Below are 22,697 nucleotides of genomic sequence, written 5' to 3' on the forward strand. Positions count from 1 at the left end.
TCCGCCGCGCCTCTTCGTCCGCCCCGAGCTCAGCGCAGATCGGGGCCGGAGGAGAATGACATGATTCCGAGCCGGCGAAGGAGGATGGGCACGCCCGCCAGGAGCGCGAGGCACCCCAGCGCCGTCAACATCCCCGGCGTCGCCAGCTTGTCGAAAGTGAGGTCAAAGCCGCACGCCGCGGCGCTCGCCTGCCGGCATTCGCGATACGCCGCGTGCCGCTCGGCGACGATGTTGTCGAGTTCCGCGCCGGCAAAAGCGAAAGCGAAGGTGGCCGGGGCCATGCCGGCGAACGTGGTCGCGACGAAGAGGCGCAGCGGCACAGCGACCACGGCTGCGGCGAGGTTCACCAGCCAGAACGGGATCACCGGAGCAAAGCGCACCATCAGCAGGTACCAGCCCGTATCGCGGCCCATCGCCTCGACCAGCCTGTCGAACCGGCCCCTGAGCCCCTGCGGCACGAGGTTGAGCGCAACTCCGCGCGCCACGACGAAGAGCAGCGTGGAGCCGGCGGTCGCGGCGACGAGCGCGGACGACCCTCCGAGGACCCCCCCGAACAGCAGTCCGCCGATGGCGGTGAGAAACACCGATCCCGGAATCGAGAGCGCGACGGCGCTGCCATAGGCGGCGATGTAGGCCAGAACCGCGATCGGGAGGTGTGCACGCACGAACTCGCGGACATCGCCGTAGAACGAGAAGACCTGCTCGGCCGTCACGTAGCGTCCGGCCGTATAGACGGCGAGGCCCATGACGAGCGGCAGTGCCATGATGGCCCACAGGCCGACCCGCGAGCGCCGCCCGCGGCCTGTCGACCGCGTCGGCTCGTCCGGCTGTTCCATCCTCTTGCGGCTCCTGTCCCTGCTCACCACGTAGCGCGTGCGCTTCAGCTTGGCGAGGCCGTGTCACCCGAGCGTGAACCGGGAGCGGGCCGCGTTGACTTTCAGGGTCCCATCCGCCATAAGCCGCGCAGCTTTCGAGCGCTATCATCCAGCACGGGACGACAGGGCCGGTGGGACCGTCCGCCGCAATGGCCGTTTCCTGTGAGAGTTGTGAACAAACCGCCCCCCGGAGAGGCGGCCCGCACCGGAGACGACGTCCGTGAAACGCACCTATCAACCGAGCAAGCTGGTGCGCAAGCGCCGCCACGGCTTCCGCGCCCGCATCGCCACCGTCGGCGGCCGCAAGGTCATCGCCGCGCGCCGGGCCCGGGGACGCAAGCGTCTCTCGGCGTGAGGCTGTGCCTCCGGCACTGGCCGGAGGCCATCCGACCATGAGCCGGACAGCGCGCCCTCCCACCAGGCCAGAACGACTGAGGCGGCGCGCTGACTACCTCGCCGCCGCGAAGGGAAGGCGTCACCATACGCCGCGCATGAGCCTGCAGGCGGCGGAGCGCGCAGCCCAGCCCGACGGCAATGCGGCGCGCTTCGGCATCACCGTCACCCGGAAGGTGGGCAATGCAGTCGTTCGCAATCGCGTGAAGCGGCGGCTGCGCGCGGCCCTGCGGTCTCTGGCCACGCCAGCCGACGCAGCTGGCGAGGCGCGCTTCGACTACGTCGTCGTCGCCCGCCGCGAGGCGCTGGCCGCCCCCTTCGACAGCCTTCTCGACGATCTGCGCCACGGCATCGCCGCCGTGCACGCGCCCCGAAGCGCGCGGCCGTCCGGGAACCGGTCCGGCCAGCCCGCGGCGGGCCGGCGGCCCAACGACACGGCCCGCTCCCCGGAGAGCCACTGAGCCATGCAGGACAATAAGAATCTCCTCCTCGCGATCGCGCTTTCGGTCGTGGTTCTCCTCGGGTGGAACTACTTCATCGGCATGCCGCAGATGGAGAAACAGCGCCAGCAGCAGGCCGCGCTCCAGCAGACCCAAAAGCCGGGTGACCCCGCCAAGCCGGCCGCGGCGCCGGACCAGCCTGGCACACCCGCCGTCCCCGCTGCAGATGGCGGCGCAGTGGCCGAGACGCGTGATGCCGCGCTGGCGCAGGGCCCGCGCGTCGCGATCGAGAACGACAAGGTCTATGGCTCGATGTCGCTGCGTGGCGCCGACATCGACGACATCTCGCTGAAGGACTACCACGAGACGGTCGACCGCTCGAGCCCGCGCATCGTCGTGTTCTCGCCGGCCTCCGGTCCCAACGGCTATTTCGCGCGCCTCGGCTGGCTCGCCGGCGGCACCTCCGCGGCCGACATGCCCGGCCCGCAGACGGTGTGGACCGCCGACCGCCAGAAGCTGACCGCGCAGGAGCCGGTGACCCTCACCTGGGACAACGGCAAGGGCCTCGTCTTCAAGCGCAAGGTTGCGATCGACGACGGGTACATGATCACCTCGACGGATTCGGTCGAGAACAAGACCGGGGCAGAGGTCACGCTCACCCCCTACGGCTTCATCCGCCGCATCGGCACCCCCCATGTGCAGGGCTATTATATCCTGCACGAAGGTCTGATCGGCGTGCTCGGCGAGCACGGCCTGAAGGAAGTCAAGTACGCCGACATCCTCAAGGAGCCGGCACTCTCGGCCAACGAGCACGGCACGCGCTTCGACAACGCCACCGGCGGCTGGGTCGGCATCACCGACAAGTACTGGGCCTCGGCGTTCATCCCTGACCAGAAGACGCCTTTCCAGTCGACTTTCTCGGTCAACGGGCCGCAGACGGCAATGCCCGCCTACCAGACGACGGTCACCCTGCCGCCGCTCGTCGCCGCCCCCGGCGCGACGGCCGAGACCACCTCGCGCGTCTTCGTCGGCGCCAAGGAGGTGCACACGCTGGAGGCCTACCAGACCAATCTCGGCATCGACCGGCTGAACCTGCTGATCGACTGGGGCTGGTTCCGCATCATCACGCAGCCGATGTTCAAGCTGCTCGATGCCATCTACCGCGTCGTCGGCAATTTCGGCATCGCCATCCTGATCGTCACGCTCATCGTCAAGGCGGTGTTCTTCCCGCTGGCGAACAAGAGCTACACCAGCATGGCCAAGATGAAGGCCGTGCAGCCGCAAATGGCGGCGCTCAAGGAGCAGTACCCCGACGACAAGATGAAGCAGCAGCAGGCTCTGATGGAGCTGTACAAGAAGGAGAAGATCAACCCGGTGGCAGGCTGCCTGCCCGTGATCATCCAGATCCCGGTGTTCTTCTCCCTCTACAAGGTGCTGTTCGTCACCATCGAGATGCGGCACGCGCCGTTCTTCGGCTGGATCAGGGACCTCTCGGCCCCCGACCCGACGTCGGTGTTCAATCTCTTCGGCCTGATCCCGTGGACGCCGCCGCACGTGCTGATGATCGGCGTCTGGCCGCTCATCATGGGCGTCACGATGTTCGTCCAGATGAAGATGAACCCGGAGCCGCAGGACCCCGTTCAGAAGACGATGTTCACCTGGATGCCGGTGTTCTTCACCTATTTGCTCGCGTCGTTCCCGGCCGGCCTCGTCATCTACTGGTCGTGGAACAACACGCTCTCGGTGCTGCAGCAATATGCGATCATGAAGCGCCAGGGCGTGAAGGTGGAGCTGTGGGACAATCTCAGGAGCCTGCGCAAGCCGGGCGCCAAGGGGGCCGATACGGCGCCACCGGCCAAGCCGGGCGGCAAGGCCGGCAAGCCGGCCTGAGCCGGAAACAACGGGGTGGCCCTGCTCGAGGAGCCTGGCCGCTGCCCGGGGTGCGACATGAGCGAGGCCACGCCTTCCGACAACGCCGCCGTGGCGGGTGACGAGCCCGACTGGACCGAGGCCGGCCGAAAGCTGTTCGCGGGCGAGAGCCAGTTCATCTGGGCTGCCGACAGCCTGAAGGCGCTGCCGCCGATGGGTCCGGTCGAGATCGCCTTCGCCGGCCGCTCGAACGTCGGCAAGTCGAGCCTCGTCAACGCGCTCACCGGGCGCAAGACGCTGGCGCGCACCTCGCACACGCCGGGCCGCACCCAGCAGCTCAACTTCTTCGACGTGAACGGCCGCTTCAGCCTCGTCGACATGCCCGGCTACGGCTATGCCGCGGTCAGCAAGACCCGCGTGACGGCGTGGACGGACCTCATCCACGACTATCTGCGCGGCCGTGCCAGCCTCGCCCGCGTCTTCGTGCTGATCGACAGCCGGCACGGGCTGAAGCCCATCGACGGCGCCGTCTTCGACACGCTCGACAAGTCGGCCGTCTCGTACCAGGTCGTCCTCACCAAGACGGACGAGCTGAAGAAAGGCCAGGCCGAGGCGCGCGCGGCGGAGACGCTCGCCGCGCTGGCGAAGCGCCCCGCCGCCTATCCGGAGGTGGCGGTCACGTCGAGCCGCACCGGCGAGGGCATCCCGGAACTGCGCTCCGCCATCGCCCGCCTGCTCGCCGAGCGCGGCGCCTGACATGCGCTTGGGCATGGCCCCGCGGCTCTGCCTCGGCGTGGCCGGGCTCTACGGAGCGGCCGGTGTCGGCCTGGCTGCCGCGGCGTCCCACATGGGGGAAGCGCTGCTCGGCCCCGCCTCGCTGATGCTGCTCGTGCACGCCGCGGCGCTGCTGGGCCTCGCGCTGGTGACGGACCGTTTCGCCTCGCGCCTCCTCGGCCTCTCTGCCCTGCTCATCGGCGCCGGCGTGTTCCTCTTCTCCGGCAGCCTCGCCCTGCACGCGCTGGCGGACCTGCGCCCCGTGCCCATGGCCGCGCCTGCGGGCGGGATGCTCATGATCGCCGGCTGGCTCGCCGCCGCGGCGGGCGCGCTGGCGGGGCCACGAAGACGCGACAGCGACACGCAAATCCGCTAGACGGTTCGCCGCCCATCACCCACGCCGGGACCACACCATGACCGACGCGAACGATCCGCACCTGCAGGCCCAGGTTCTCGTGCAGGCGCTGCCCCACATGCTGCGCTACGACGAGGCGACGGTGGTGGTGAAGTATGGCGGCCACGCCATGGGCAACGAGCAGGTCGCCCGCGATTTCGCCCGCGACATGGTCCTGCTCGAGCAGTCCGGCGTGAACCCCGTGGTGGTGCATGGCGGCGGCCCGCAGATCGGCGCCATGCTGACCAAGCTCGGCATCAAGAGCGAGTTCGCGGCCGGTCTGCGCATCACCGACAAGGCCACCGTCGAGGTGGTCGAGATGGTGCTGTGCGGGCTCATCAACAAGCAGATCGTGGGCTTCATCAACGGCGAGGGCGGCCGCGCCATCGGCCTGTGCGGCAAGGACGGCAACATGGTCACCGCCCGCAAGGTGACCCGCGCCGTGATGGACCCCGACAGCAATGTCGAGCGCATCGTCGACCTCGGCTTCGTCGGCGAGCCCGAGCGGGTGGACAAGGCGGTGCTGGAAGCATTGCTCGGCCGCGAGGTGATCCCGGTGCTCGCGCCGGTCGCCAATGGCTCGGACGGCCAGACCTACAACGTCAACGCCGACACCTTCGCCGGCGCGGTGGCGGGCTCGCTGAAAGCCAAGCGCCTGCTGCTGCTCACCGACGTCCCCGGCGTGCTCGACGCCGACAAGAAGCTCATGCCCGAGCTCACCGTGGACCAGTGCCGCCGCCTCATCGCCGACGGCACCATCACCGGCGGCATGATCCCCAAGGTCGAGACCTGCATCTACGCGCTAGAGCAGGGCGTGGAGGGGGTCGTCATCCTCGACGGCAAGGTGCCGCACGCGGTCCTGCTGGAACTCCTGACCGACCACGGCGCGGGCACGCTGATTACGCGGTAGGCCTGGACCGCGCGCCTCCCGGCGCGCTTTTTTCGAAGGCTCTGCAAAGCGGGCCGGAGGCCCGCGGTCCAAAAGAAAACGGGCGGCCGAAGCCGCCCGTCCCATGTCGTCGAGGCCTGATCAGCCCTTCTTGGGCGGGGTTGCCGGCCAGCTCTTGATGAGCGTGTCGTAGTCGACCGTCTCGCCCTTCGGCTTCTCGTTGGCCAGCTTGGGCTGGGGTGCGATCGTGCCGTTCTTCTTGGCCTGCTCGACCCAGTACTCCATCGGGTGCTTCGCGTTCATCTTGGGACCGCAGTCGCCCTGCACGCCGGCCTTCTCCAGACGCTCCATCACCGCTTCCTGGGCGTTGGCGAGTGCGTCCATTGCCGCTTGCGGGGTCTTGGCGCCCGAAGAGGCGTCACCGATGTTCTGCCACCAGAGCTGCGCGAGCTTCGGGTAGTCGGGGACGTTGTTGCCGGTCGGGGTCCACTGCACGCGCGCCGGCGAACGGTAGAACTCGATCAGGCCGCCGAGCTGGGGCGCGCGCGCCGTGAAGCTCTTGTCCCAGATGTCGCTCTCGCGGATGAAGGTGAGACCGACATGGCTCTTCTTCAGGCTCACCGTCTTGGACACGATGAACTGCAGGTAGAGCCAAGCCGCCTTGCGGCGGTCGACCGGGGTCGACTTCAGCAGCGTGGCGGAGCCGGCGTCCTGGTAGCCGAGCTTCATGCCGTCCTTCCAATAGGCACCCTTCGGCGAGGGGGCCATGCGCCACTTCGGCGTACCGTCCGCATTCATTACCGGAAGGCCGGGCTTGACCATGTCGGCGGTGAAGGCGGTGTACCAGAACATCTGCTGGGCGATGTTGCCCTGGGCGGGGACCGGACCGGCCTCGCCGAAGGTCATGCCCTGTGCCTGCGGCGGGGCGTACTTCTTCAGCCACTCGATGTACTTGGTGATGGCGTAGACGGCGGCGGGGCCGTTGGTGTCGCCACCGCGCTCGACCGTCGAGCCGACCGGGCGGCAGCCTTCCATGCGGATGCCCCACTCGTCGACGGGCAGGCCGTTCGGGATGCCCTTGTCGCCGTTGCCGGCCATGGACAGCCACGCGTCGGTGAAGCGCCAGCCGAGTGACGGATCCTTCTTGCCGTAGTCCATGTTGCCATAGACCTTGACGCCGTCGATCTCCTTCACGTCGTTGGTGAAGAACTCGGCAATGTCCTCATAGGCCGACCAGTTCACCGGCACGCCGAGGTCGTAGCCGTACTTGGCCTTGAACTTCTCCTTGAGCTCCGGCTTCTGGAACCAGTCATAGCGGAACCAGTAGAGGTTCGCGAACTGCTGGACAGGAAGCTGGTAGAGCTTGCCATCGGGAGCGGTGGTGAAGGACTTGCCGATGAAGTCGTCGACGTCGAGCGTCGGCAGGGTGACGTCCTTGCCTTCGCCGGCCATCCAGTCGGAGAGCGGCACGGCCTGCTTGTAGCGGAAATGGGTGCCGATCAGGTCGGAGTCGTTGATCCAGCCGTCATAGATGTTCTTGCCAGACTGCATCTGGGTCTGGATCTTCTCGACGACGTCACCTTCCTGGATGATGTCGTGCGTCAGCTTGATGCCGGTGATCTCGCTGAACGCCTTGGCGAGCGTCTTGGACTCGTACTCGTGCGTGGCGATCGTCTCGGAGACGACGTTGATCTCCATACCCTTGAACGGCTCGGCGGCCTTGATGAACCACTCGAGCTCCTTCATCTGCTCTTCCTTGGAGAGCGTCGAAGGCTGGAACTCGTCGAGCCACTTCTGCGCCTCCGCCGTGCCGGCCGAGGCCGCCGCGGAAGCGAGCATCAGCGCGATCGCGCTGGCACCGGCCGCCAGGGTCAATGTCCGAAAACTGTGTCGCATTGGGTTTCCTCCAGATAGTTGACGGTTTGTCTGGCCGGCCATTGAAGAGGCCGATCGCTTCTTGTTGTTGGGCCTTCTCCTCACACCCAGCGGAACACCGCAGCGGCGAAGAGGAGCGAGAGGCCGGACGCCCACCATAGATCGGGACCGACGAGCCCGAGCCATGCGAGATGAATGAACGCTGCGCCAAGCAGGGAAATGAAGAGCCTGTCGCCACGCGTCGTAGAGATGGTCAGCACGCCCTGCCGTGGCGTCTCGGGACGCCCGACGGCAAGGCCGATCATGACGAGAAGCACGCTGGCGATGCCGGCGAAGAACAGGCCGGTCTGCCACGTCCACGCCATCCAGGAGATGTCGAAGCCACCACCCTCCATCACGCGGCCTCCGCCTGGACCGAGCCTGGCCGCGGCGCTGCGGCATGCGGGTCTGAAGACCCGCGCTCCATCGATGCCCCGCTTGTCATCCCCGGCCGGAGCCGCGTGGCGGCGGAGGGGAAGGGGATCCAGGGGCCAACAGGCACACAGGCCTGGATCGCATTCCCGGCCCTCGGGGCCACCGGGGATGACATGTGGGTCCGAGCAAGCCTCTTCATCACACCCTCCCCAGGGCGAAGCCCTTGGCGATGTAGTTGCGGACGAACCAGATCACCAGCGCGCCGGGGATCAGCGTCAGCACGCCGGCGGCGGCGAGCACGCCCCAGTCCATGCCGGCAGCGGAAACCGTGCGGGTCATGATGGCCGAAATCGGCTTGGCGTTGGTGGCCGTCAGCGTCCGGGCGAGCAGCAGTTCCACCCAGGAGAACATGAAGCAGAAGAAGGCGGCGACGCCGATGCCGCTCGCGATCAGCGGCATGAAGATCTTCACGAAGAAGCGCGGGAAGGAGTAGCCGTCGATCGCCGCCGTCTCGTCGATCTCGCGTGGCACCCCGGACATGAACCCTTCCAGGATCCACACCGCGAGCGGCACGTTGAACAGGCAGTGCGCCAGCGCCACGGCCCAGGGCGTGTCGAAGAGCCCGATCGCCGAATAGAGATTGAAGAACGGCAGCGCGAACACTGCCGGCGGCGCCATGCGGTTCGACAGCAGCCAGAAGAAGAAATGCTTGTCGCCGATGAAGCGGTAGCGGGAGAAGGCGTAGGCGGCCGGAAGTGCGAACGAGATCGACAGGATCGTGTTCAGCGCGACGTACTCGATCGAGTTCACGTAGCCCATGTACCAGCTGGGATCCGTGAAGATCTTTGCGTAGTTGTCGAACGTCAACGAGCGGGGGAAGAGCGTCAGCGCCGTCGTGATCTCGGTGTTCGTCTTGAAGCTCATGTTCACGAGCCAGTAGATCGGCACCAGCAGGAACACGAGGTAGGCGGAGATGATGAAACGGCCGCCGCGCATTACGCCACCCCTTCCTTCTCGTCGCCCGACGTCATGACCGTGTAGAACACCCAGCACAGCGCCAGGATGATCAGGTTGTAGACGATCGAGAGCGCCGCAGCCTTGCCGAGGTCGAACTGGCCCAGCGCCAGCTTCACGAGCTCGATGGACAGGAAGGTGGTGCTGTTGCCGGGCCCGCCGCCGGTCACGACGAAGGGCTCGGTATAGATCATGAAGCTGTCCATGAACCGCAGCAGCACGGCGATCAGCAGAACCCGCTTCATCTTGGGCAGCTGGATGGTGCGGAACACGGCCCAGCCCGACGCACCGTCGATGCGTGCGGCCTGGTAGTAGGCGTCGGGGATGGATTTCAGGCCGGCATAGCAGAGCAGAGCCACCAGCGACGTCCAGTGCCAGACATCCATGACGATGATGGTGATCCACGCTGCCAGCGGGTTCGAGACGTAGTTGTAGTCGATGCCAATCGCGTTCACCGCCGCGCCGAGCAGGCCGATGTCCTGCCGTGCGAAGATCTGCCAGATCGTGCCGACCACGTTCCACGGAATGAGAAGCGGCAGCGCCATCAGCACGAGCGTCGCGGCCACCCGCCATCCCTCGCGCGGCATCGACAGCGCCACGACGATGCCGAGCGGGATCTCGATGGCGAGGATGATCATGGAGAAGATCAGGTTGCGCAGAAGCGAGGCATAGAAGCGCCCGCCGAGCTCGGTCGAGGGATCGAGGAGCTCGATGTACCAGCCGACGCCGTTCCAGAAGAACTGGTTGTTCCCGAACGTGTCCTGGACAGAGTAATTGACCACCGTCATCAGCGGGATCACGGCCGAAAAGGCGACGATCGCCAGGACCGGCAGGACCATCAGCCAGGCGCGCTGGTTGACCGGCTTTGCCATCATGGTGAGATCCTCTCGCCCGGGACGAGCCGGCCACCGGCATAGATGTGGATGCGCGCGGGATCGAGCCGCACCGCGGCCTCGTCTCCCGTCACGGAAAGCTCCTCGGGCACGCTGGCCGAGAGGGGGTGCCCGGCGAGTTCGACGCGGGCGATGCGGGCACGGCCGATGTCGTCGATCCGCCTGATCTTCACGGGCAGGCTGCCTGGCGAGCCGGCCGGCTCGAGGTGTACGAACTCCGGCCGCACGCCGAGCTCCAGCCGCTCGCCCTTGGGCAGGCCCGGATATCCAGCGGTCAGCGCGACGTCATGGCCGGCGAGATGCGCCGTGCGCCCCTCCACAGTGCAGGGCAGCACGTTCATGCCGGGCGAGCCGATGAAATGGCCGACGAAGGTGTGCGCCGGGCGCTCGAAGAGTTCGTCCGGCGTGCCGGTCTGCACCACCGCCCCGTCATGCATCACCACGACCGTGTCGGCGAAGGTCAGCGCCTCCGTCTGGTCGTGCGTCACGTAGATCATGGTGACGTCGAGCTTCCGGTGGATCTCCTTCAGCGTCGAGCGCAGCTGCCATTTCAGGTGCGGGTCGATGACGGTCAGCGGCTCGTCGAAGAGGATGGCCGACACGTCGGAGCGCACCAGGCCGCGCCCCAGCGAGATCTTCTGCTTGGCGTCGGCGGTGAGGTTCGAGGCCTTCCGGTCGAGCACGCCGGTGAGATCGAGCAGCCCGCCGATCTCCTCCACGCGGCGGCGCACCTCGGTGCCGTCGACGCCGCGGTTCTTGAGCGGGAAGGCCAGGTTCTCGCGCACCGTCATGGTGTCGTAGACGACGGGAAACTGGAACACCTGGGCGATGTTTCGCGCCTCGGTGGGAAGGCGGGTGACGTCACGGTCATCGAACAGGATGCGCCCGCGTGTCGGCACCACGAGGCCGGAGATGATGTTGAGCAGCGTGGTCTTGCCGCATCCGGAAGGGCCGAGCAGCGCATACGCGCCGCCCTGCCGCCAGACGTGGTCGACCTCCTTCAGCGCATAGTCCTGCGGGCCACGCGGGTCGGGCCGGTAGGAGTGGGCGAGCTTGTCGAGGGTGATGCGGGCCATGTCCGGAACCTCAGGCTGCCTTGGCGGCGTCGGCGGCCGCAAGACGGCCTCCGGCGTCGAAGAGGAAGAGGCGGCCCGGCTCGAGCCAGACGGTGATGTCGGCCTCGGGATCGAGGCGGCGTACGCCGGGGGCCAGCGCCACCCAGCGGTTCGGCCCGACGTCGAGGTGCACGAAGCTTTCCGACCCCGTGATCTCGGACACCGAGACCCTGGCGGGAAGCGCGATCGACTCGCCCGGCACCGGGTCGAGCGAGAGGTGATGCGCGCGAAAACCGATCGTGTAGGTGCCGTCCGCTACGCCAGCGAAGGCGCCGTGCGCCGGGATCACCTGCCCGGTCGCGAGGGTGACCCGGCCACCGGCCTTCGTTCCCTGCAGGGTGTTGAGCGGCGGGTCGGAAAAGACGCGCGCCGTGACGAGGTCCTGCGGCCGGCGATAGACCTGCGCGGTCGGCCCGAACTGCGTGACCCGACCTTCGAACAGCGTGACGGTGGCGCCGCCCAGCAGCAGCGCCTCCGACGGCTCCGTCGTCGCATAGACGAAGATCGCACCCGATTCGGCGAAGATGCGCGGCAGCTCCTCGCGCAGTTCCTCGCGCAGCTTGTAGTCGAGGTTGGCGAGCGGCTCGTCGAGCAGCACGAGGTCGGCGCGCTTCACCAGGGCCCGCGCGATGGCGGTGCGCTGCTGCTGGCCGCCGGAGAGCTGCAGGGGCTTGCGATCCATGTAGGGTTCGAGCTTCAGGAGCTTGGCGGCGTTCCTGACCCGGCTCTCGATTTCCGCCTTGGGCAACCCTGCCACGCGCAGCGGCGAGGCGATGTTCTCGAAGACGTTCATCGCGGGGTAGTTGATGAACTGCTGGTAGACCATCGCGACATTGCGGCGGTGCACGGTCCAGCCCGTGACGTCCTTGCCGTTGTCGATCAGCCGCCCCCGGGTGGGAGCGTCGAGGCCGGCCATCAGCCGCATCAGCGTCGTCTTGCCGGCGAGCGTGGCGCCCAGGAGAACGTTGAGCGAGCCGGGCTCCAGCGTGAGCGACACGTCGTCGATGTACGTCTGCGCGCCAACGTCCTTGCCGATGCGGTCGAGTACCAGCGTCACTCCGCCGCTCCCTTGCGTTCCGATCCCGATGCGGAGCCTGCGACAGCGGCGACGTGGCTGTCGAGCGCCGCGCTCTCCTCGGCCGAGAAGCGCAGCCCGAGTTTCGACCGGCGCCACAGAATGTCTTCTGCCGTACGCGCCCATTCCTGGTCCACGAGGTAGTCCACCTCCCGCTCGGTCAGGTCGGCGCCGAAGCGCCGGCCGAGCCCGGCCATCGACCGTGCCCCGGAAACGATTCGCTGCGCCCGTGTGCCGTAGGCGCGGACCAGCCGGCGCGCCAGTCCGGGCTCCAGCCAGGGGTTGGAGCGCGAAATCGAGCTCACCTCGGCCTCGTAGCCGTCGACGGGGAAATCGCCCCCGGGCAACGCTGCTGTTGCCGTCCAGCGAGGACGCGAGGCGGCGGGCAAATGGCCCTGGAGCTTGTCCATCGCGGCCTCGGCGAGGCGGCGATACGTGGTGATCTTGCCGCCGAAGACGGAGAGCATCGCCGCGCCGCCCTCGGGCGCATCGAGCGTCAGGACGTAGTCGCGCGTCGCCTCCTGGGCCTTCGAGGCCCCGTCGTCGTAGAGCGGCCTCACGCCGGAGTAGGACCACACCACGTCCGGCGGCGTGACCGGCGCCTTGAAGTACTCGCTCGCGGCCGCGCAGAGATAGGCGATCTCCCCCTCGGTTGCGCGCACCGCGCCGGGGTCACCCTTGTAGTCCTGGTCGGTCGTGCCGATCAGGGTGAAGTCGCGCTCGTAGGGGATGGCGAAGATGATGCGCCCGTCGGCGTTCTGGAAGATGTAGCAGCGGTCGTGCGTGTAGAGCTTCGGCACCACGATGTGGCTGCCCTGGACCAGGCGGACGGAGGCGGGAGTGTTGGCCCGCACCACGCCCGTCAGCACCTGGCTCACCCACGGGCCTGCGGCATTGACCAGCACCTTCGCCTTCGCGGTGAGGCGGTGGCCGCCGGCGCACTCCGCCGTCACGGCCCAGCCATCGCCCTCGCGCTGGGCGGACACGACGCGGCTTCGCGTATGGACTTCCGCTCCGCGCTCGGCCGCGTCGCGGGCGTTCAGCACGACCAGCCGGGAATCCTCCACCCAGCAGTCGGAATATTCGAACCCGCGGGTGAAGAGCGGCTTCAGAGGTTCACCCGCCGCATCGCGCGTCAGGTCCACGGTGGACGTTCCGGGAAGCCGGTCGCGGCCGCCGAGATTGTCGTAGAGCACCAGCCCCAGCCGGAGCATCCACCACGGCCGCAGGCCGCGATGGTGCGGCAACACGAATCGAAGCGGCCAGACGATGTGCGGCGCGAGCCGCAGCATCACCTCGCGCTCCATCAGCGCCTCGCGCACCAGCCGGAACTCGTAGTGCTCGAGGTAGCGCAGGCCGCCATGGATCAGCTTGGTGGAGGCGGAGGAGGTGGCGCTGGCGAGATCGCCCTGCTCGAAGAGCACGACCCGGGCGCCCCGACCGGCAGCATCGCGCGCGATGCCGCAGCCGTTCACGCCACCGCCGATCACGGCGAGGTCGAAGGTCTCTCCTGCCACGTTTCACTCCCTGCGGCGGCGGTTTGCCACCGGTCCGCCTTCATTGTGGCAGGGACGCTAGCGCAGGCCTGGAGCGTTTGCAACGGCAAACGAAACTAAAGCGAAAGTCGTGCGGGATCAGTCATGGGTGTCGTGCTCCGCCGCGCCTTCCGAGGAGGTCTCGATCACTTCGATGCCCTCCTGCCGGCAGAGGTCGCGCAGGGGCTCGTCGGGGATGTGGTCGGTGACGAAGATGTCGATGTCGCGCAGATGGCCGATCCGCACCGGCGCAGAGCGGTCGAACTTCACCTTGTCTGCGACCAGCACCACCTTGCGCGCATTCTCGATGATGGCCTGCGACACCCGCACCTCACGGTAGTCGAAGTCGAGCAGGGCGCCGTCCTCGTCGATCCCCGAGGTCCCGATCACGGCGTAGTCGACCTTGAACTGGCGGATCAGATCGACCGCCGCAGACCCCACCACGCCACCGTCCGAGCGGCGGACCGGACCGCCGGCCACGATCACGTCGATGCGCGGATGCGGGTAGAGAAGGGTGGCGACATGCAGATTATTGGTGATGACCAGCAGTCCGGAATGGCTGTGAAGCGCCCGTGCCACCTCCTCGGTGGTGGTTCCGATGTTGATGAAGAGCGACGCATTGTGCGGGATCAGCGCCGCCGCCGCCCGCCCTATGGCGCGCTTCTCGTCCTGGGCGATGAAACGGCGTGCCTCGTAGGCGAGGTTCTCGACGCTGGACGAGACCACGGCCCCGCCATGGACACGAGACAGCACGCGCTGGTCGCAGAGCTCGTTCAGGTCCTTGCGGATGGTCTGCGGCGACACCTCGAACCGGATGGCGAGATCCTCGACGTTCACCCGGCCCTGCTGGCGGGCCAGCCCGAGAATGTCCTGCTGCCTGACGCTGAGCATCGGTGGGATCGTCCCTCGCCACACCGCCGGAGGTGCGGGCGGATAGCAGCACCGCGGCAGGTGCAGTACAAGCGCCAAAGCGAAAGCACATGCGAGTTTCGTTTTTCTCAAAACTCCTTTCGATCGAATGATCAAGTGCGCCACCCCCGTGGCGCCCTGCACAGCACGCAGGCACGAACGGCACGATCGCCCGTTCCCTTCGCCGCAAAATCGGCTAGGGTCGCGGCCTCTTCATTGCCTCCTTGCGGAGACCTCCATGACCGACCTCACTGCCCGCGCCACCGAGGACCTCCAGTCCCGCCGCAACGCGCTCGCCTCGAAGGCGTCCGGCGACGGCACCGCCCTGTCCACAGCGGAGTGGGACGAGTTCTACGCACTCGGCCGCGAACTGCAGAAGCGGTCCACGATCAAGCCGTCGAAGGAAGACAGCGGCCCCGCAGCCTGAGGCTGCCAGAGCCCGCCGGAACGCTTCGTTGCGTGCGGGCTGAGAACCGCATCGCTGGGTGACGAGAGAGTCAGGCGCCGCCGGCGCCCCGGACCTCAAGCCCGTGCGCGTATCGCCCCGACAGCGGCGACGACGGCCAGCCCGGCCGAAATGACGGCGTTCCACGCGGCGAGGGACAGGCCGAGGATGCGCATCGACACCTCGTCGCAGCGCACGACCTTCACTGTCTCGAGCTGCTTCAGGAAGGTGTCCATTCCCACGGCTTCGCCGACGGGGCCGGTGCAGTCGCTCGGGCCGGCCCACCACTTGTACTCGACGCCGGCGTGGTACCCGCCGACGACAGCCCCGGCGAGGAAGACGAGCGCCAGGAGCGCGAGCAGCGCCACCGTCAGCGCGCTTCTCGGCCGGGAGCGGGCGACGCCGAGCGCCACCAGCGCCAGCACGGTGCCGGCGTAATAGGGCCAGCGCTCCTTGTAGCAGAGCTCGCACGGCAGCACGCCCATGGCGTATTGCATGAACAGCGCCGCCCCGACGGTGGCAGCCGCACCCACGGCGACGATGGCGGCAGCGGCTGCTGGCGCCGTCAGGCCGGTCGCCTGCACCTCGGGACTGCGGGCGTCGGCGCCAAAGGTCATGCGAACCCCCTCAGGCGATCTTCGCGGCCAGCCAGAAGCCCAGCACGATGAAGGCCAGGATGGCGACCATGAACAGGCCGAAATGCTTGTCGAGCAAGGCGCGCGCCTGGTCCCCGAAGCGGTTCAGCAGGGCCGCCAGGATGAAGAACCGCGCACCGCGCGTGATCAGAGACAGCACGACGAACAGGGCGAAATTGTACTCCAGCAGCCCGGACACGATGGTCACGAGCTTGTAGGGGATCGGGGTCAGCCCCTTCACCAGGATGAACAGCGCGCCCCACTTCGCGTAGGCTTCGCGCACCACGTCCATCTTCGTGCCGTAGCCGTACAGGTTGATCAGCCACTGGCCGACCGTCTCGTAGAGCATGTAGCCGATGAAGTAGCCCACCATGCCGCCGATGACGGAGGCGATGGTGCAGATCGCCGCGTAGCGCCACGCCGCCTTCGGCTTGGCAAGCGACATCGGCACCAGGATCACGTCCGGCGGGATCGGAAAAACGGAGCTTTCGGCGAAAGCGATGGCCGCGAGCGCCCATGCGGCGCGCGGGCTCTCGGACAGCCTGAGCGTCCACTGGTAGAGCGATTGGAACATCGCGCGTTTCACTAGAGCATTTCGGGCCCGGAAGAAACCCGCCGCGGAAGATCCCTGGTCGCTGGACCGCTCCGTTCGTCTTTGCGAGCAAAGCGAAGCAATCCAGGCCTGTTTGCCGTGTCCTCATTGCGGAAGTGATCCGCCATCCCGAGGGCTTGGGTTTCGGCGTTCATTCCAAGTTGCAGTTCCAGGACCAGATGTTCTCCTGATGCGTGGCGCCTGCCGTCGGCAAGGTTAAACTCGGGAAGTGAAGAATCCCGCCGTTTACATCATGGCCAATAGACGGAATGGAACGCTCTATACGGGCGTGACCACCAACCTTTCGCGTCGCGTATTCGAGCACAAGGAAGGACTCACGCCAGGGTTTACATCCCGCTACGGGTGCCGGATCCTGGTCTGGTACGAATTCTTTGATCAGATCGTGGACGCAATTTTGCGGGAAAAGCAGATCAAGGCCGGGTCTCGCTGGAAAAAGCTCGCGATGATCGACTCATTGAATCCCGACTGGCGCGATCTTTATTCGGAACTCATCTGATCGAGACGTTCCGTGCTGTTACGACTGGGCTGCGCTTGGAGCTCTCGCTTGCTTGGGCCCCTGCCTGGATTGCTTCGTCGCTTCGCTCCTCGCAAAGACGGGTCAGGCCTTGGGAGGTCCCGGGATGTTTTGAATCCAAGCGCATCACTCTTTCAGCGGCGGAAGCGCCGCGGTGAGCGGAACGAGCTGGATGCCCTTGGCTTCCAGCGTCTTCGCCCAGGCGGCGATCCGGTCGATGCTGACGGGAAGGGCGTTGGCCGAGCCGATGGCGACGCCCTTCTCGCGTGCCACCGCTTCCAGCCGCGCCAGCTGGTCGTCGATGGCTGCACCGCGCGGCTGGGCATCGACGATCACGTCGGCCTTGGCGGCCGGCACCTTCAATGACGTGGCGAGCGACGGCGCGAGGCTGCGCGGTGACGAACCGTCGTCGAGATAGAGGAGGCCGCGGCCGCCGACCTCGCGCAGCACCGGCGTCAGCGCCGCGTCGCTGGCGGTGAACTTGCCGCCCATGTAGTTCATCACGCCGACATAGCCGGGCAGCCGGCTCATCACCCAGGCCAGGCGGTCGATCGTCTCGTTTGATTGCGTGGACGTGACGAGCGTATGCGGGCCGGGGTCGTTATCGGGATAGTCGAACGGCTCCATCGGCACCTGCACGAGGATTTCGTGGCCGTCCTCGCGCGCCCGTGCCGCCTGGCGCTCGAGGTCCGTTCCGTAGGGTGCGAAGGCGAGGGTGACGGCAGGCGGCAGCTTGACGATGGCATCCGCCGTGGTCGCCTGGCTCAACCCGACGCCGCCGACGACGATCGCGATCCGCCCCGCGACCTTGGGCAGCGGCGGAGGCGCCGGCCGCGCGTAGACCTGCATGGGCTTCGTGCCGTCCGCAGCGATCTTCGGCAGGATGCCGTGCCGAGAGCGCTCGACGAGCTTCTCGGCCGGCGCGGGGGCAAGCGCGTTGGGCGATGGCACCTGGATGACGAGGGCGCCCGGCGAATCGGCCCCGCCCTGGCGAATCACCTTGACCCCGGAATCGCGCTCGACATCGGCCGCAGCGGCCCGGTTCGGCGTCTTCGGCGGCAGCCCGGCCTGCACGGTCACGCCATGGCCGCTTCCCGGCAGTGCATTCGCCGGCGTGCTTTCGTCCTGTGCGGCCGGCGCCGCCGGCCCGGCCGGGGCTGCCGGCGGCTCCGCCTTCTGGATGGTGCGGTCGATCACGGCGATGGCGATGGGCTCGCCACCCTGCGGGTCACGCACCACGGCTAAGAAGCCTGCGAGCAGCAGGAACAGTCCGGCGACGGTGGCGATAAAGAACTGCGCCCACGGGAGGGAAACCCTCCAGCGTTTCTGCGCCGGCGGCTCGAGGCCCAGCGGTCGGGTCAATTCGTCGTGGCCGGAGGTCACATCCGTCTCATGCGTTGCCAATGCCAGGGCCGCCCGGGGCGGTACGGCCGAACGCAGCGAAACAGGTTTCGAATCATACAAGAAAACACAACCGCGACTGTTGCCTCACGGCAACGCTCGTGTCGCTCGTCCGGTGCATCACCGGCCGCGGGCCTTCTGGCCGCTTGCGTGTGGGCACCTTGCCGCGCCCGCGCCCCGAACAAAAAAGGCGTCCCCCGGTTCGTTCGGAACCGGGGGACGCCCGAAACCGGCGCCCGCCCTCAGTTGGCCGAGGTGCCAGACTGCGGCTGCACCTTGCTGGCGTCGTTCACCTTCACCCCGCGCAGGAGGTCGTAGGCGAAGTTCAGCTGCTTGTCGTCCTTCTGGTCCGGCGGCACATAGGCGGAGGATCCGCCCTGCTCGTCGTCGCCGTTCTTGAGGTGCCCGCGCAGGGCCGCCTCGCCCTTGGTCTCGTCCTTGCCCTTGAGCTCGGCCGGAACCTCGTTCTGGACCTGGATGTCGGGCTCGATGCCCTTGGCCTGGATCGAGCGGCCGGAGGGCGTGTAGTAGCGCGCCGTCGTGAGGCGGATGGCGCCGTTGCTGCCCAGCGGGATGATGGTCTGCACCGAGCCCTTGCCGAAGGACCGCGTGCCCACGATCGTCGCGCGCTTGTGGTCCTGCAGGGCGCCGGCGACGATCTCGGAGGCCGAGGCCGAGCCGCCATTGATCAGCACGATCACCGGCTTGCCCTTGGTGAGGTCGCCGCCGCGGGCATTGTAGCGCTGCGTCTCGTCGGCGTTGCGGCCGCGGGTGGAGACGATCTCGCCCCGCTCGAGCAGCGCGTCGGACACCGCGATGGCCTGGTCGAGCAGCCCACCCGGATTGTTGCGCAGGTCGACGACGTATCCCTTCAGCTTGTCGCTGGGGATGTCCTTGTTGATCTGGTCGATCGCGGCCTTCAGGCCCTCGAAGGTCTGCTCGTTGAACTGGGTGACGCGGATGTAGCCGACATCGTCCTCGCTCTTCGACTTCACCGAGCGGATGCGGATGACGTCGCGCGTCAGCTTCAGCTCGAGCGGATCGGCCGCGCCCTTGCGGGCGATCTTCAGCCGGACCTCCGACTTCACTGCGCCGCGCATCTTGTCGACAGCCTGGTTCAGGGTGAGGCCCTGCACCGGCTCGTCGTCGATGTGGGTGATGATGTCACCGGCCATGACGCCCGCCTTGGAGGCCGGCGTGTCGTCGATGGGGGTGACGACCTTGATGTTGCCGTCCTCCATCGTGACCTCGATGCCGAGGCCGCCGAACTCGCCGCGCGTCTGCACCTGCATGTCGCGGAAGCTCTTGGCGTCGAGATAGCTCGAATGCGGGTCGAGGCCCGAGAGCATCCCGTTGATCGCCGATTCGATCAGCTTGCCGTCGTCCGGCTTCTCGACATAGTCGCTGCGGATCTTCTCGAAGACATCGCCGAACAGGTTGAGCTGCCGGTACGTGTCGGACGCGGCGGCGACCGCGCTGCCGGTCAGGATCGGGCGGCCCTGCGTGGCCAGCGTCGCGGCGCCGGCGCCGAGCGCCACGCCGAGCATCAACATCGAAACCTTGCGCATCATCCGCGAACTTTCTCGTTCGTCGAGGCCGCCCACCATGGGGACGGATCGATCGATATCCCGTCTTTCCGGAACTCCACATAGAGAACCGGCTGCGTCGCTTCGCTCCCCACCGAGGCGGCTGTCGCCTTCGAGGCTTCGCCCATCACCGCGACCGGCTCTCCCGCCAGAACGAACTGGCCCAGGCCCACGTTGATCCGCTCCATGCCCGCCAACAAGAGATAGTATCCGCCGCCGGCGTTGATGATCAAGAGTTGACCATAGGTACGAAAAGGTCCAGCGAACGCGACCCAACCATCACAAGGCGCCGAAACGATGGCGTCGGGCCGCGTGCCCCAGGCGGCGCCCTTCAGCGTGCCCCCGGCGGCGTCGGGGCTGTTGAAGCCCTTCAGCAGCGTACCGGCGACGGGCAGGGGCAGCAGGCCGCGCATGTCCTGGAACGCCGCCTTTGGCGCCAGCCGGGCGGGATCCTTGAAAGCGAGCGAGGCGATTCGCTCCCGCGTCTCGCGCACCTCGTTCTCCTTGGCGGCCTTTGCCTGTTCCTCCAGCCGCTGCGAGGCGTTGCGCGCTTCCTCGGCCGCCCGCACGCCGCTGTCGATCTCCGTCTCCAGCCGTCCGATCAGGTCCTTGAGGCCTGCAGCCTTGCCCGCGAGCTCCTGGGCCCGCGCCGCCTCCTCCTGCGCCCTCGCCTCGGCGCCCGCGAGGTCGCGCTGGCGCGCCTCGACCAGGGCGGAGAGGCGGGTGCGGTCTTCCACCAGCGCCGTGACGTCGCGCGACAGTGCGTCGCGCTCGTTCGCCGCCGCCGAGCGCAGGCGCACCATCTCGGACAGGTCGCCCGCCAGGGCCTCCGTCTCGGTGCGCAGTTCCGGCAGCACGGCGCCGAGCAGCATGGACGCCCGCACCGCCTCCAGCATGTCCTCCGGGCGCACCAGCACGGCCGGCGGCGGGCTGCGGCCCATGCGCTGCAGCGCCGCCAGCACCTCGACGATGACGTCGCGCCGCGCCCGCAGCGACGCGGTGATCGCCTCTTCCGTCTGCGACAGCGTCGCCAGGCGCTGCTCGATGCCGGTAATGCGCTCCTCGGTGGCGCGCAGCCGCGACGTCGTCTCGATCAGCGCCTGCGAAAGCCGCGCCCTGTCGCTGCGCACATCCTCCACCTCGGCCTGGCGGCGCGCCTTCTCCGCGTCGCTCTGCTCGAGGATCTTGCGCGTCGCCTCCAGCTCCAGCGCCCGCGTCGCGCGCTCCTGCCGCTTGGCCTCCACCTCCGGCGGCGGGCCCGCGGGCGGCGCAGGTGCGGCGGGCACGGCGGCCTCGGCCGCCGGTGAAGGCGCCGCCGCGGGGGCATCGGCGGCCGCCGGAGCAGCCGGCTGCGCCTGCGAAGCGGGGGCCTGGGCCTGGGCCGAACCGGGATCGTTGATCTGCATGCCCGGCGGCGGCTTGGGCGGCAGAGGCGGGGGCGCCTGCGCCCCGGCCGGCACACCGGCCAGCGCCAGCCCGAGCGCCGCCGCCGCCGCCCCGGCGAGGAGGGCGGCGCGGCGTTTGGCAATCGGAGGGTGAATCGCTGCGCGCATCACGCGCGATGATAGGGGTGGCCGGAGAGGATTGTCATGGCGCGATAGAGCTGTTCCGCCGCCAGGGCCCGCACGATCTGGTGCGGCAGCGTCATCCGCCCGAAGGCGATGCGCGCCTGCGCCGCGGCCACGAGGCCGGGATCGAGCCCGTCGGCCCCGCCGATGACGAGCGCCAGCGCCTTCTGGCCGGCGTCGCGGCGCTGCGCCAGCAGGGTGGCAAAGCCCGCGCTGTCCAGCATGGCGCCGCCTTCGTCCATCACGACCAGCGCGGCGTCCCCGGCCTTCTCCATCAGGACGCGCGCCTCCTCCGCCTTGCGGTCGGCGGGCCGGGCGGCGCGGCTCTCGGCGCATTCGGCGAGGTCCGGCCCGGAGAAGCCCAGGCTGCGCCCCGCGGCGCGCGCGCGCTCGGCATAGCGCCCCACCAGCTCGCGCTCCGGCCCGTCCTTCAGACGTCCGACGGCGAGGAGGATGAGGCGCATGGGGCAGGATCCGCGGCGGCGACGGGCGCGAGGTCGACAGACAAGGCTCCGCGGACACGCGGCGCGGCGGGCCTCACGACGCCCCGGCCAGCGCGCGACTTCACGGCCGCGAGCACTCCGTGCGGCCGGATCGCGACCCCCCCCTGCGGCCTATTACGCCCTCGCCTCGGTCGGCCTGTCGCCGCCCCAGATCTTCTCGAGGTTGTAGAAGTGCCTCACCTCGGGCCGGAAGACGTGGACGATCACGTCGCCGGCGTCGATCAGCACCCAGTCGCAGTGCGGCTGCCCCTCGACGCGCAGGTTCTTGTGGCCGTGCTCCCTGAGCGACTCCATGACGTGGTCGGCGATGGCGCCGACATGGCGGTTGGAGCGGCCGGAGGTCACGATCATGGTGTCGGCGAGGGACGTCTTGCCCTTGAGGTCGATGACGACCGTGTCTTCCGCCTTGCTGTCGTCCAGCACGCCGACGATGACGCCGAGGACGAGGCCGAGCGGATCGCCCGAGGCGCGGGGGGACGGGTCCGCGTGTCCGGCCATGGTCCCGCCCTGGGCCGCCAGATGGGCCGGGGAGGGGTGCGAAGCGCCAGCGGCTTCGCGCGGCATGGATGTATCCAGTGTCGAGCCCTTCTTCGCATGCGCCCGCAGCGCAGACCCGCGCCGCGCGGCGCCCGTGCGCCCTGCGCCCCGGACACCGGGAGCGCTCCTGCGCACCCTGGAAATATAGCTGCACCGGCCCGAAAGTTCCATGCCGCCCGCAGGACTTTTCCGCGCCTGCGCCGCCGCCCCCGCGGAACGCCCGCAAGACCCTCCTCACGCGTGGAAGAAGCCCCCGCCGCAACCCCACTCCCGCGCGGAAGAAGCCTCCGCCGAAACCCCTCTCCCGTGCGGGAGAGGGGCAGGGGTGAGGGAAAGCCCCCCGTCGGGGCCGGCGGTCGGTCTCCCGCCACAACCTGCTACGCCCCCGGGCACAACCGCCGGTCGGTTGCGCCCCGCAACCCGCGGCGGGA

At 68.2% G+C, this 22,697-nt stretch carries 24 protein-coding genes; 8 read left to right on the forward strand and 16 right to left on the reverse strand.

Annotation, left to right across the window (positions count from 1 at the left end; all coding sequences use genetic code 11):
• Window positions 1–29: 29 nt before the first annotated feature.
• Window positions 30–836: a VTT domain-containing protein gene (locus tag AC5JCN_RS20670; protein ID WP_495756973.1), complete on the reverse strand. Its 807-nt coding sequence runs from the start codon at window positions 834–836 to the stop codon at window positions 30–32.
• Window positions 837–1,095: 259 nt separating this feature from the next.
• Between AC5JCN_RS20670 and rpmH the strand changes: the two genes are divergently transcribed.
• Genes rpmH through argB form a run of 6 tightly spaced genes read left to right on the forward strand, consistent with a single transcriptional unit; the run spans window position 1,096 to window position 5,655 of the window.
• Window positions 1,096–1,230 carry a 50S ribosomal protein L34 gene (gene rpmH, locus AC5JCN_RS20675; protein ID WP_495756974.1) on the forward strand — a complete coding sequence of 45 codons (135 nt, stop codon included), beginning with the start codon at window positions 1,096–1,098 and terminating at the stop codon, window positions 1,228–1,230.
• Between the two features lie 37 nt (window positions 1,231–1,267).
• Complete coding sequence (rnpA, locus tag AC5JCN_RS20680; RefSeq protein ID WP_495756975.1) at window positions 1,268–1,729, forward strand: ribonuclease P protein component; 462 nt, start codon at window positions 1,268–1,270, stop codon at window positions 1,727–1,729.
• A 3-nt stretch (window positions 1,730–1,732) separates the two neighbouring features.
• Entirely contained in the window at window positions 1,733–3,598 is a 1,866-nt protein-coding gene (gene yidC / locus AC5JCN_RS20685; RefSeq protein WP_495756976.1) for a membrane protein insertase YidC, read from the forward strand.
• Between the two features lie 57 nt (window positions 3,599–3,655).
• Window positions 3,656–4,333: a ribosome biogenesis GTP-binding protein YihA/YsxC gene (yihA, locus tag AC5JCN_RS20690; RefSeq protein WP_495756977.1), complete on the forward strand. Its 678-nt coding sequence runs from the start codon at window positions 3,656–3,658 to the stop codon at window positions 4,331–4,333.
• 1 nt (window position 4,334) lies between these two features.
• On the forward strand, window positions 4,335–4,727 hold the full coding sequence (locus AC5JCN_RS20695) for a DUF423 domain-containing protein (RefSeq protein WP_495756978.1): 393 nt from the start codon (window positions 4,335–4,337) through the stop codon (window positions 4,725–4,727).
• Between the two features lie 37 nt (window positions 4,728–4,764).
• Window positions 4,765–5,655 carry an acetylglutamate kinase gene (gene argB, locus AC5JCN_RS20700; protein WP_495756979.1) on the forward strand — a complete coding sequence of 297 codons (891 nt, stop codon included), beginning with the start codon at window positions 4,765–4,767 and terminating at the stop codon, window positions 5,653–5,655.
• Window positions 5,656–5,775: 120 nt separating this feature from the next.
• On the opposite strand, the gene AC5JCN_RS20705 is transcribed toward argB, so the two are convergent.
• The 8 genes from AC5JCN_RS20705 to AC5JCN_RS20740 form a co-directional block, all read right to left on the reverse strand.
• Window positions 5,776–7,473, reverse strand: coding sequence for an ABC transporter substrate-binding protein (locus tag AC5JCN_RS20705; RefSeq protein ID WP_495757690.1), 1,698 nt, complete (start codon window positions 7,471–7,473; stop codon window positions 5,776–5,778).
• Window positions 7,474–7,610: 137 nt separating this feature from the next.
• The gene (locus AC5JCN_RS20710; protein ID WP_495757691.1) at window positions 7,611–7,904 is read right to left on the reverse strand and encodes a DUF2160 domain-containing protein; all 294 of its coding nucleotides are present in this window, start codon (window positions 7,902–7,904) and stop codon (window positions 7,611–7,613) included.
• Between the two features lie 217 nt (window positions 7,905–8,121).
• Window positions 8,122–8,919 (reverse strand): carbohydrate ABC transporter permease, encoded by a 798-nt coding sequence (locus tag AC5JCN_RS20715; protein ID WP_495756980.1) that lies wholly within the window; start codon window positions 8,917–8,919, stop codon window positions 8,122–8,124.
• Window positions 8,919–9,809: a carbohydrate ABC transporter permease gene (locus AC5JCN_RS20720; RefSeq protein WP_495757692.1), complete on the reverse strand. Its 891-nt coding sequence runs from the start codon at window positions 9,807–9,809 to the stop codon at window positions 8,919–8,921. Before AC5JCN_RS20720 ends, AC5JCN_RS20715 begins: the two co-directional genes overlap by 1 nt.
• Window positions 9,809–10,906: an ABC transporter ATP-binding protein gene (locus AC5JCN_RS20725; protein ID WP_495756981.1), complete on the reverse strand. Its 1,098-nt coding sequence runs from the start codon at window positions 10,904–10,906 to the stop codon at window positions 9,809–9,811. The genes AC5JCN_RS20720 and AC5JCN_RS20725 overlap by 1 nt, the downstream gene beginning before the upstream one ends.
• Before the next feature lie 10 nt (window positions 10,907–10,916).
• On the reverse strand, window positions 10,917–12,002 hold the full coding sequence (locus AC5JCN_RS20730; RefSeq protein WP_495756982.1) for an ABC transporter ATP-binding protein: 1,086 nt from the start codon (window positions 12,000–12,002) through the stop codon (window positions 10,917–10,919).
• Window positions 11,999–13,537, reverse strand: coding sequence for a glycerol-3-phosphate dehydrogenase (gene glpD / locus AC5JCN_RS20735; protein WP_495756983.1), 1,539 nt, complete (start codon window positions 13,535–13,537; stop codon window positions 11,999–12,001). The genes AC5JCN_RS20730 and glpD overlap by 4 nt, the downstream gene beginning before the upstream one ends.
• 117 nt (window positions 13,538–13,654) lie before the next feature.
• Window positions 13,655–14,446: a DeoR/GlpR family DNA-binding transcription regulator gene (locus tag AC5JCN_RS20740; RefSeq protein WP_495756984.1), complete on the reverse strand. Its 792-nt coding sequence runs from the start codon at window positions 14,444–14,446 to the stop codon at window positions 13,655–13,657.
• A gap of 256 nt (window positions 14,447–14,702) precedes the next feature.
• Here AC5JCN_RS20740 and AC5JCN_RS20745 point away from each other — a divergent pair, with 256 nt between their 5' ends.
• Window positions 14,703–14,891: a hypothetical protein gene (locus tag AC5JCN_RS20745; protein WP_495756985.1), complete on the forward strand. Its 189-nt coding sequence runs from the start codon at window positions 14,703–14,705 to the stop codon at window positions 14,889–14,891.
• A 95-nt stretch (window positions 14,892–14,986) separates the two neighbouring features.
• Here the strand turns inward: AC5JCN_RS20745 and AC5JCN_RS20750 are convergent, their stop codons facing one another.
• Together AC5JCN_RS20750 and AC5JCN_RS20755 are read right to left on the reverse strand one after the other, a co-directional pair.
• Entirely contained in the window at window positions 14,987–15,526 is a 540-nt protein-coding gene (locus tag AC5JCN_RS20750; RefSeq protein WP_495756986.1) for a disulfide bond formation protein B, read from the reverse strand.
• Window positions 15,527–15,536: 10 nt separating this feature from the next.
• Window positions 15,537–16,118 (reverse strand): YqaA family protein, encoded by a 582-nt coding sequence (locus AC5JCN_RS20755; protein ID WP_495756987.1) that lies wholly within the window; start codon window positions 16,116–16,118, stop codon window positions 15,537–15,539.
• 247 nt (window positions 16,119–16,365) lie between these two features.
• Here AC5JCN_RS20755 and AC5JCN_RS20760 point away from each other — a divergent pair, with 247 nt between their 5' ends.
• Entirely contained in the window at window positions 16,366–16,653 is a 288-nt protein-coding gene (locus AC5JCN_RS20760; protein ID WP_495756988.1) for a GIY-YIG nuclease family protein, read from the forward strand.
• A gap of 144 nt (window positions 16,654–16,797) precedes the next feature.
• On the opposite strand, the gene AC5JCN_RS20765 is transcribed toward AC5JCN_RS20760, so the two are convergent.
• From AC5JCN_RS20765 to rsfS, 5 genes are all read right to left on the reverse strand, one after another.
• Window positions 16,798–18,054 (reverse strand): divergent polysaccharide deacetylase family protein, encoded by a 1,257-nt coding sequence (locus AC5JCN_RS20765; protein WP_495756989.1) that lies wholly within the window; start codon window positions 18,052–18,054, stop codon window positions 16,798–16,800.
• 260 nt (window positions 18,055–18,314) lie between these two features.
• Window positions 18,315–19,640, reverse strand: coding sequence for a S41 family peptidase (locus tag AC5JCN_RS20770; protein WP_495757693.1), 1,326 nt, complete (start codon window positions 19,638–19,640; stop codon window positions 18,315–18,317).
• A complete protein-coding gene (locus AC5JCN_RS20775; RefSeq protein WP_495756990.1) occupies window positions 19,640–21,211 on the reverse strand; it encodes a murein hydrolase activator EnvC family protein in 1,572 nt (523 codons plus the stop codon). The genes AC5JCN_RS20770 and AC5JCN_RS20775 overlap by 1 nt, the downstream gene beginning before the upstream one ends.
• Window positions 21,211–21,690 carry a 23S rRNA (pseudouridine(1915)-N(3))-methyltransferase RlmH gene (gene rlmH / locus AC5JCN_RS20780; protein ID WP_495756991.1) on the reverse strand — a complete coding sequence of 160 codons (480 nt, stop codon included), beginning with the start codon at window positions 21,688–21,690 and terminating at the stop codon, window positions 21,211–21,213. The genes AC5JCN_RS20775 and rlmH overlap by 1 nt, the downstream gene beginning before the upstream one ends.
• 153 nt (window positions 21,691–21,843) lie before the next feature.
• On the reverse strand, window positions 21,844–22,227 hold the full coding sequence (gene rsfS, locus AC5JCN_RS20785) for a ribosome silencing factor (protein WP_495757694.1): 384 nt from the start codon (window positions 22,225–22,227) through the stop codon (window positions 21,844–21,846).
• Window positions 22,228–22,697: the final 470 nt, after the last annotated feature.

The organism is Alsobacter sp. (assembly GCF_059501845.1).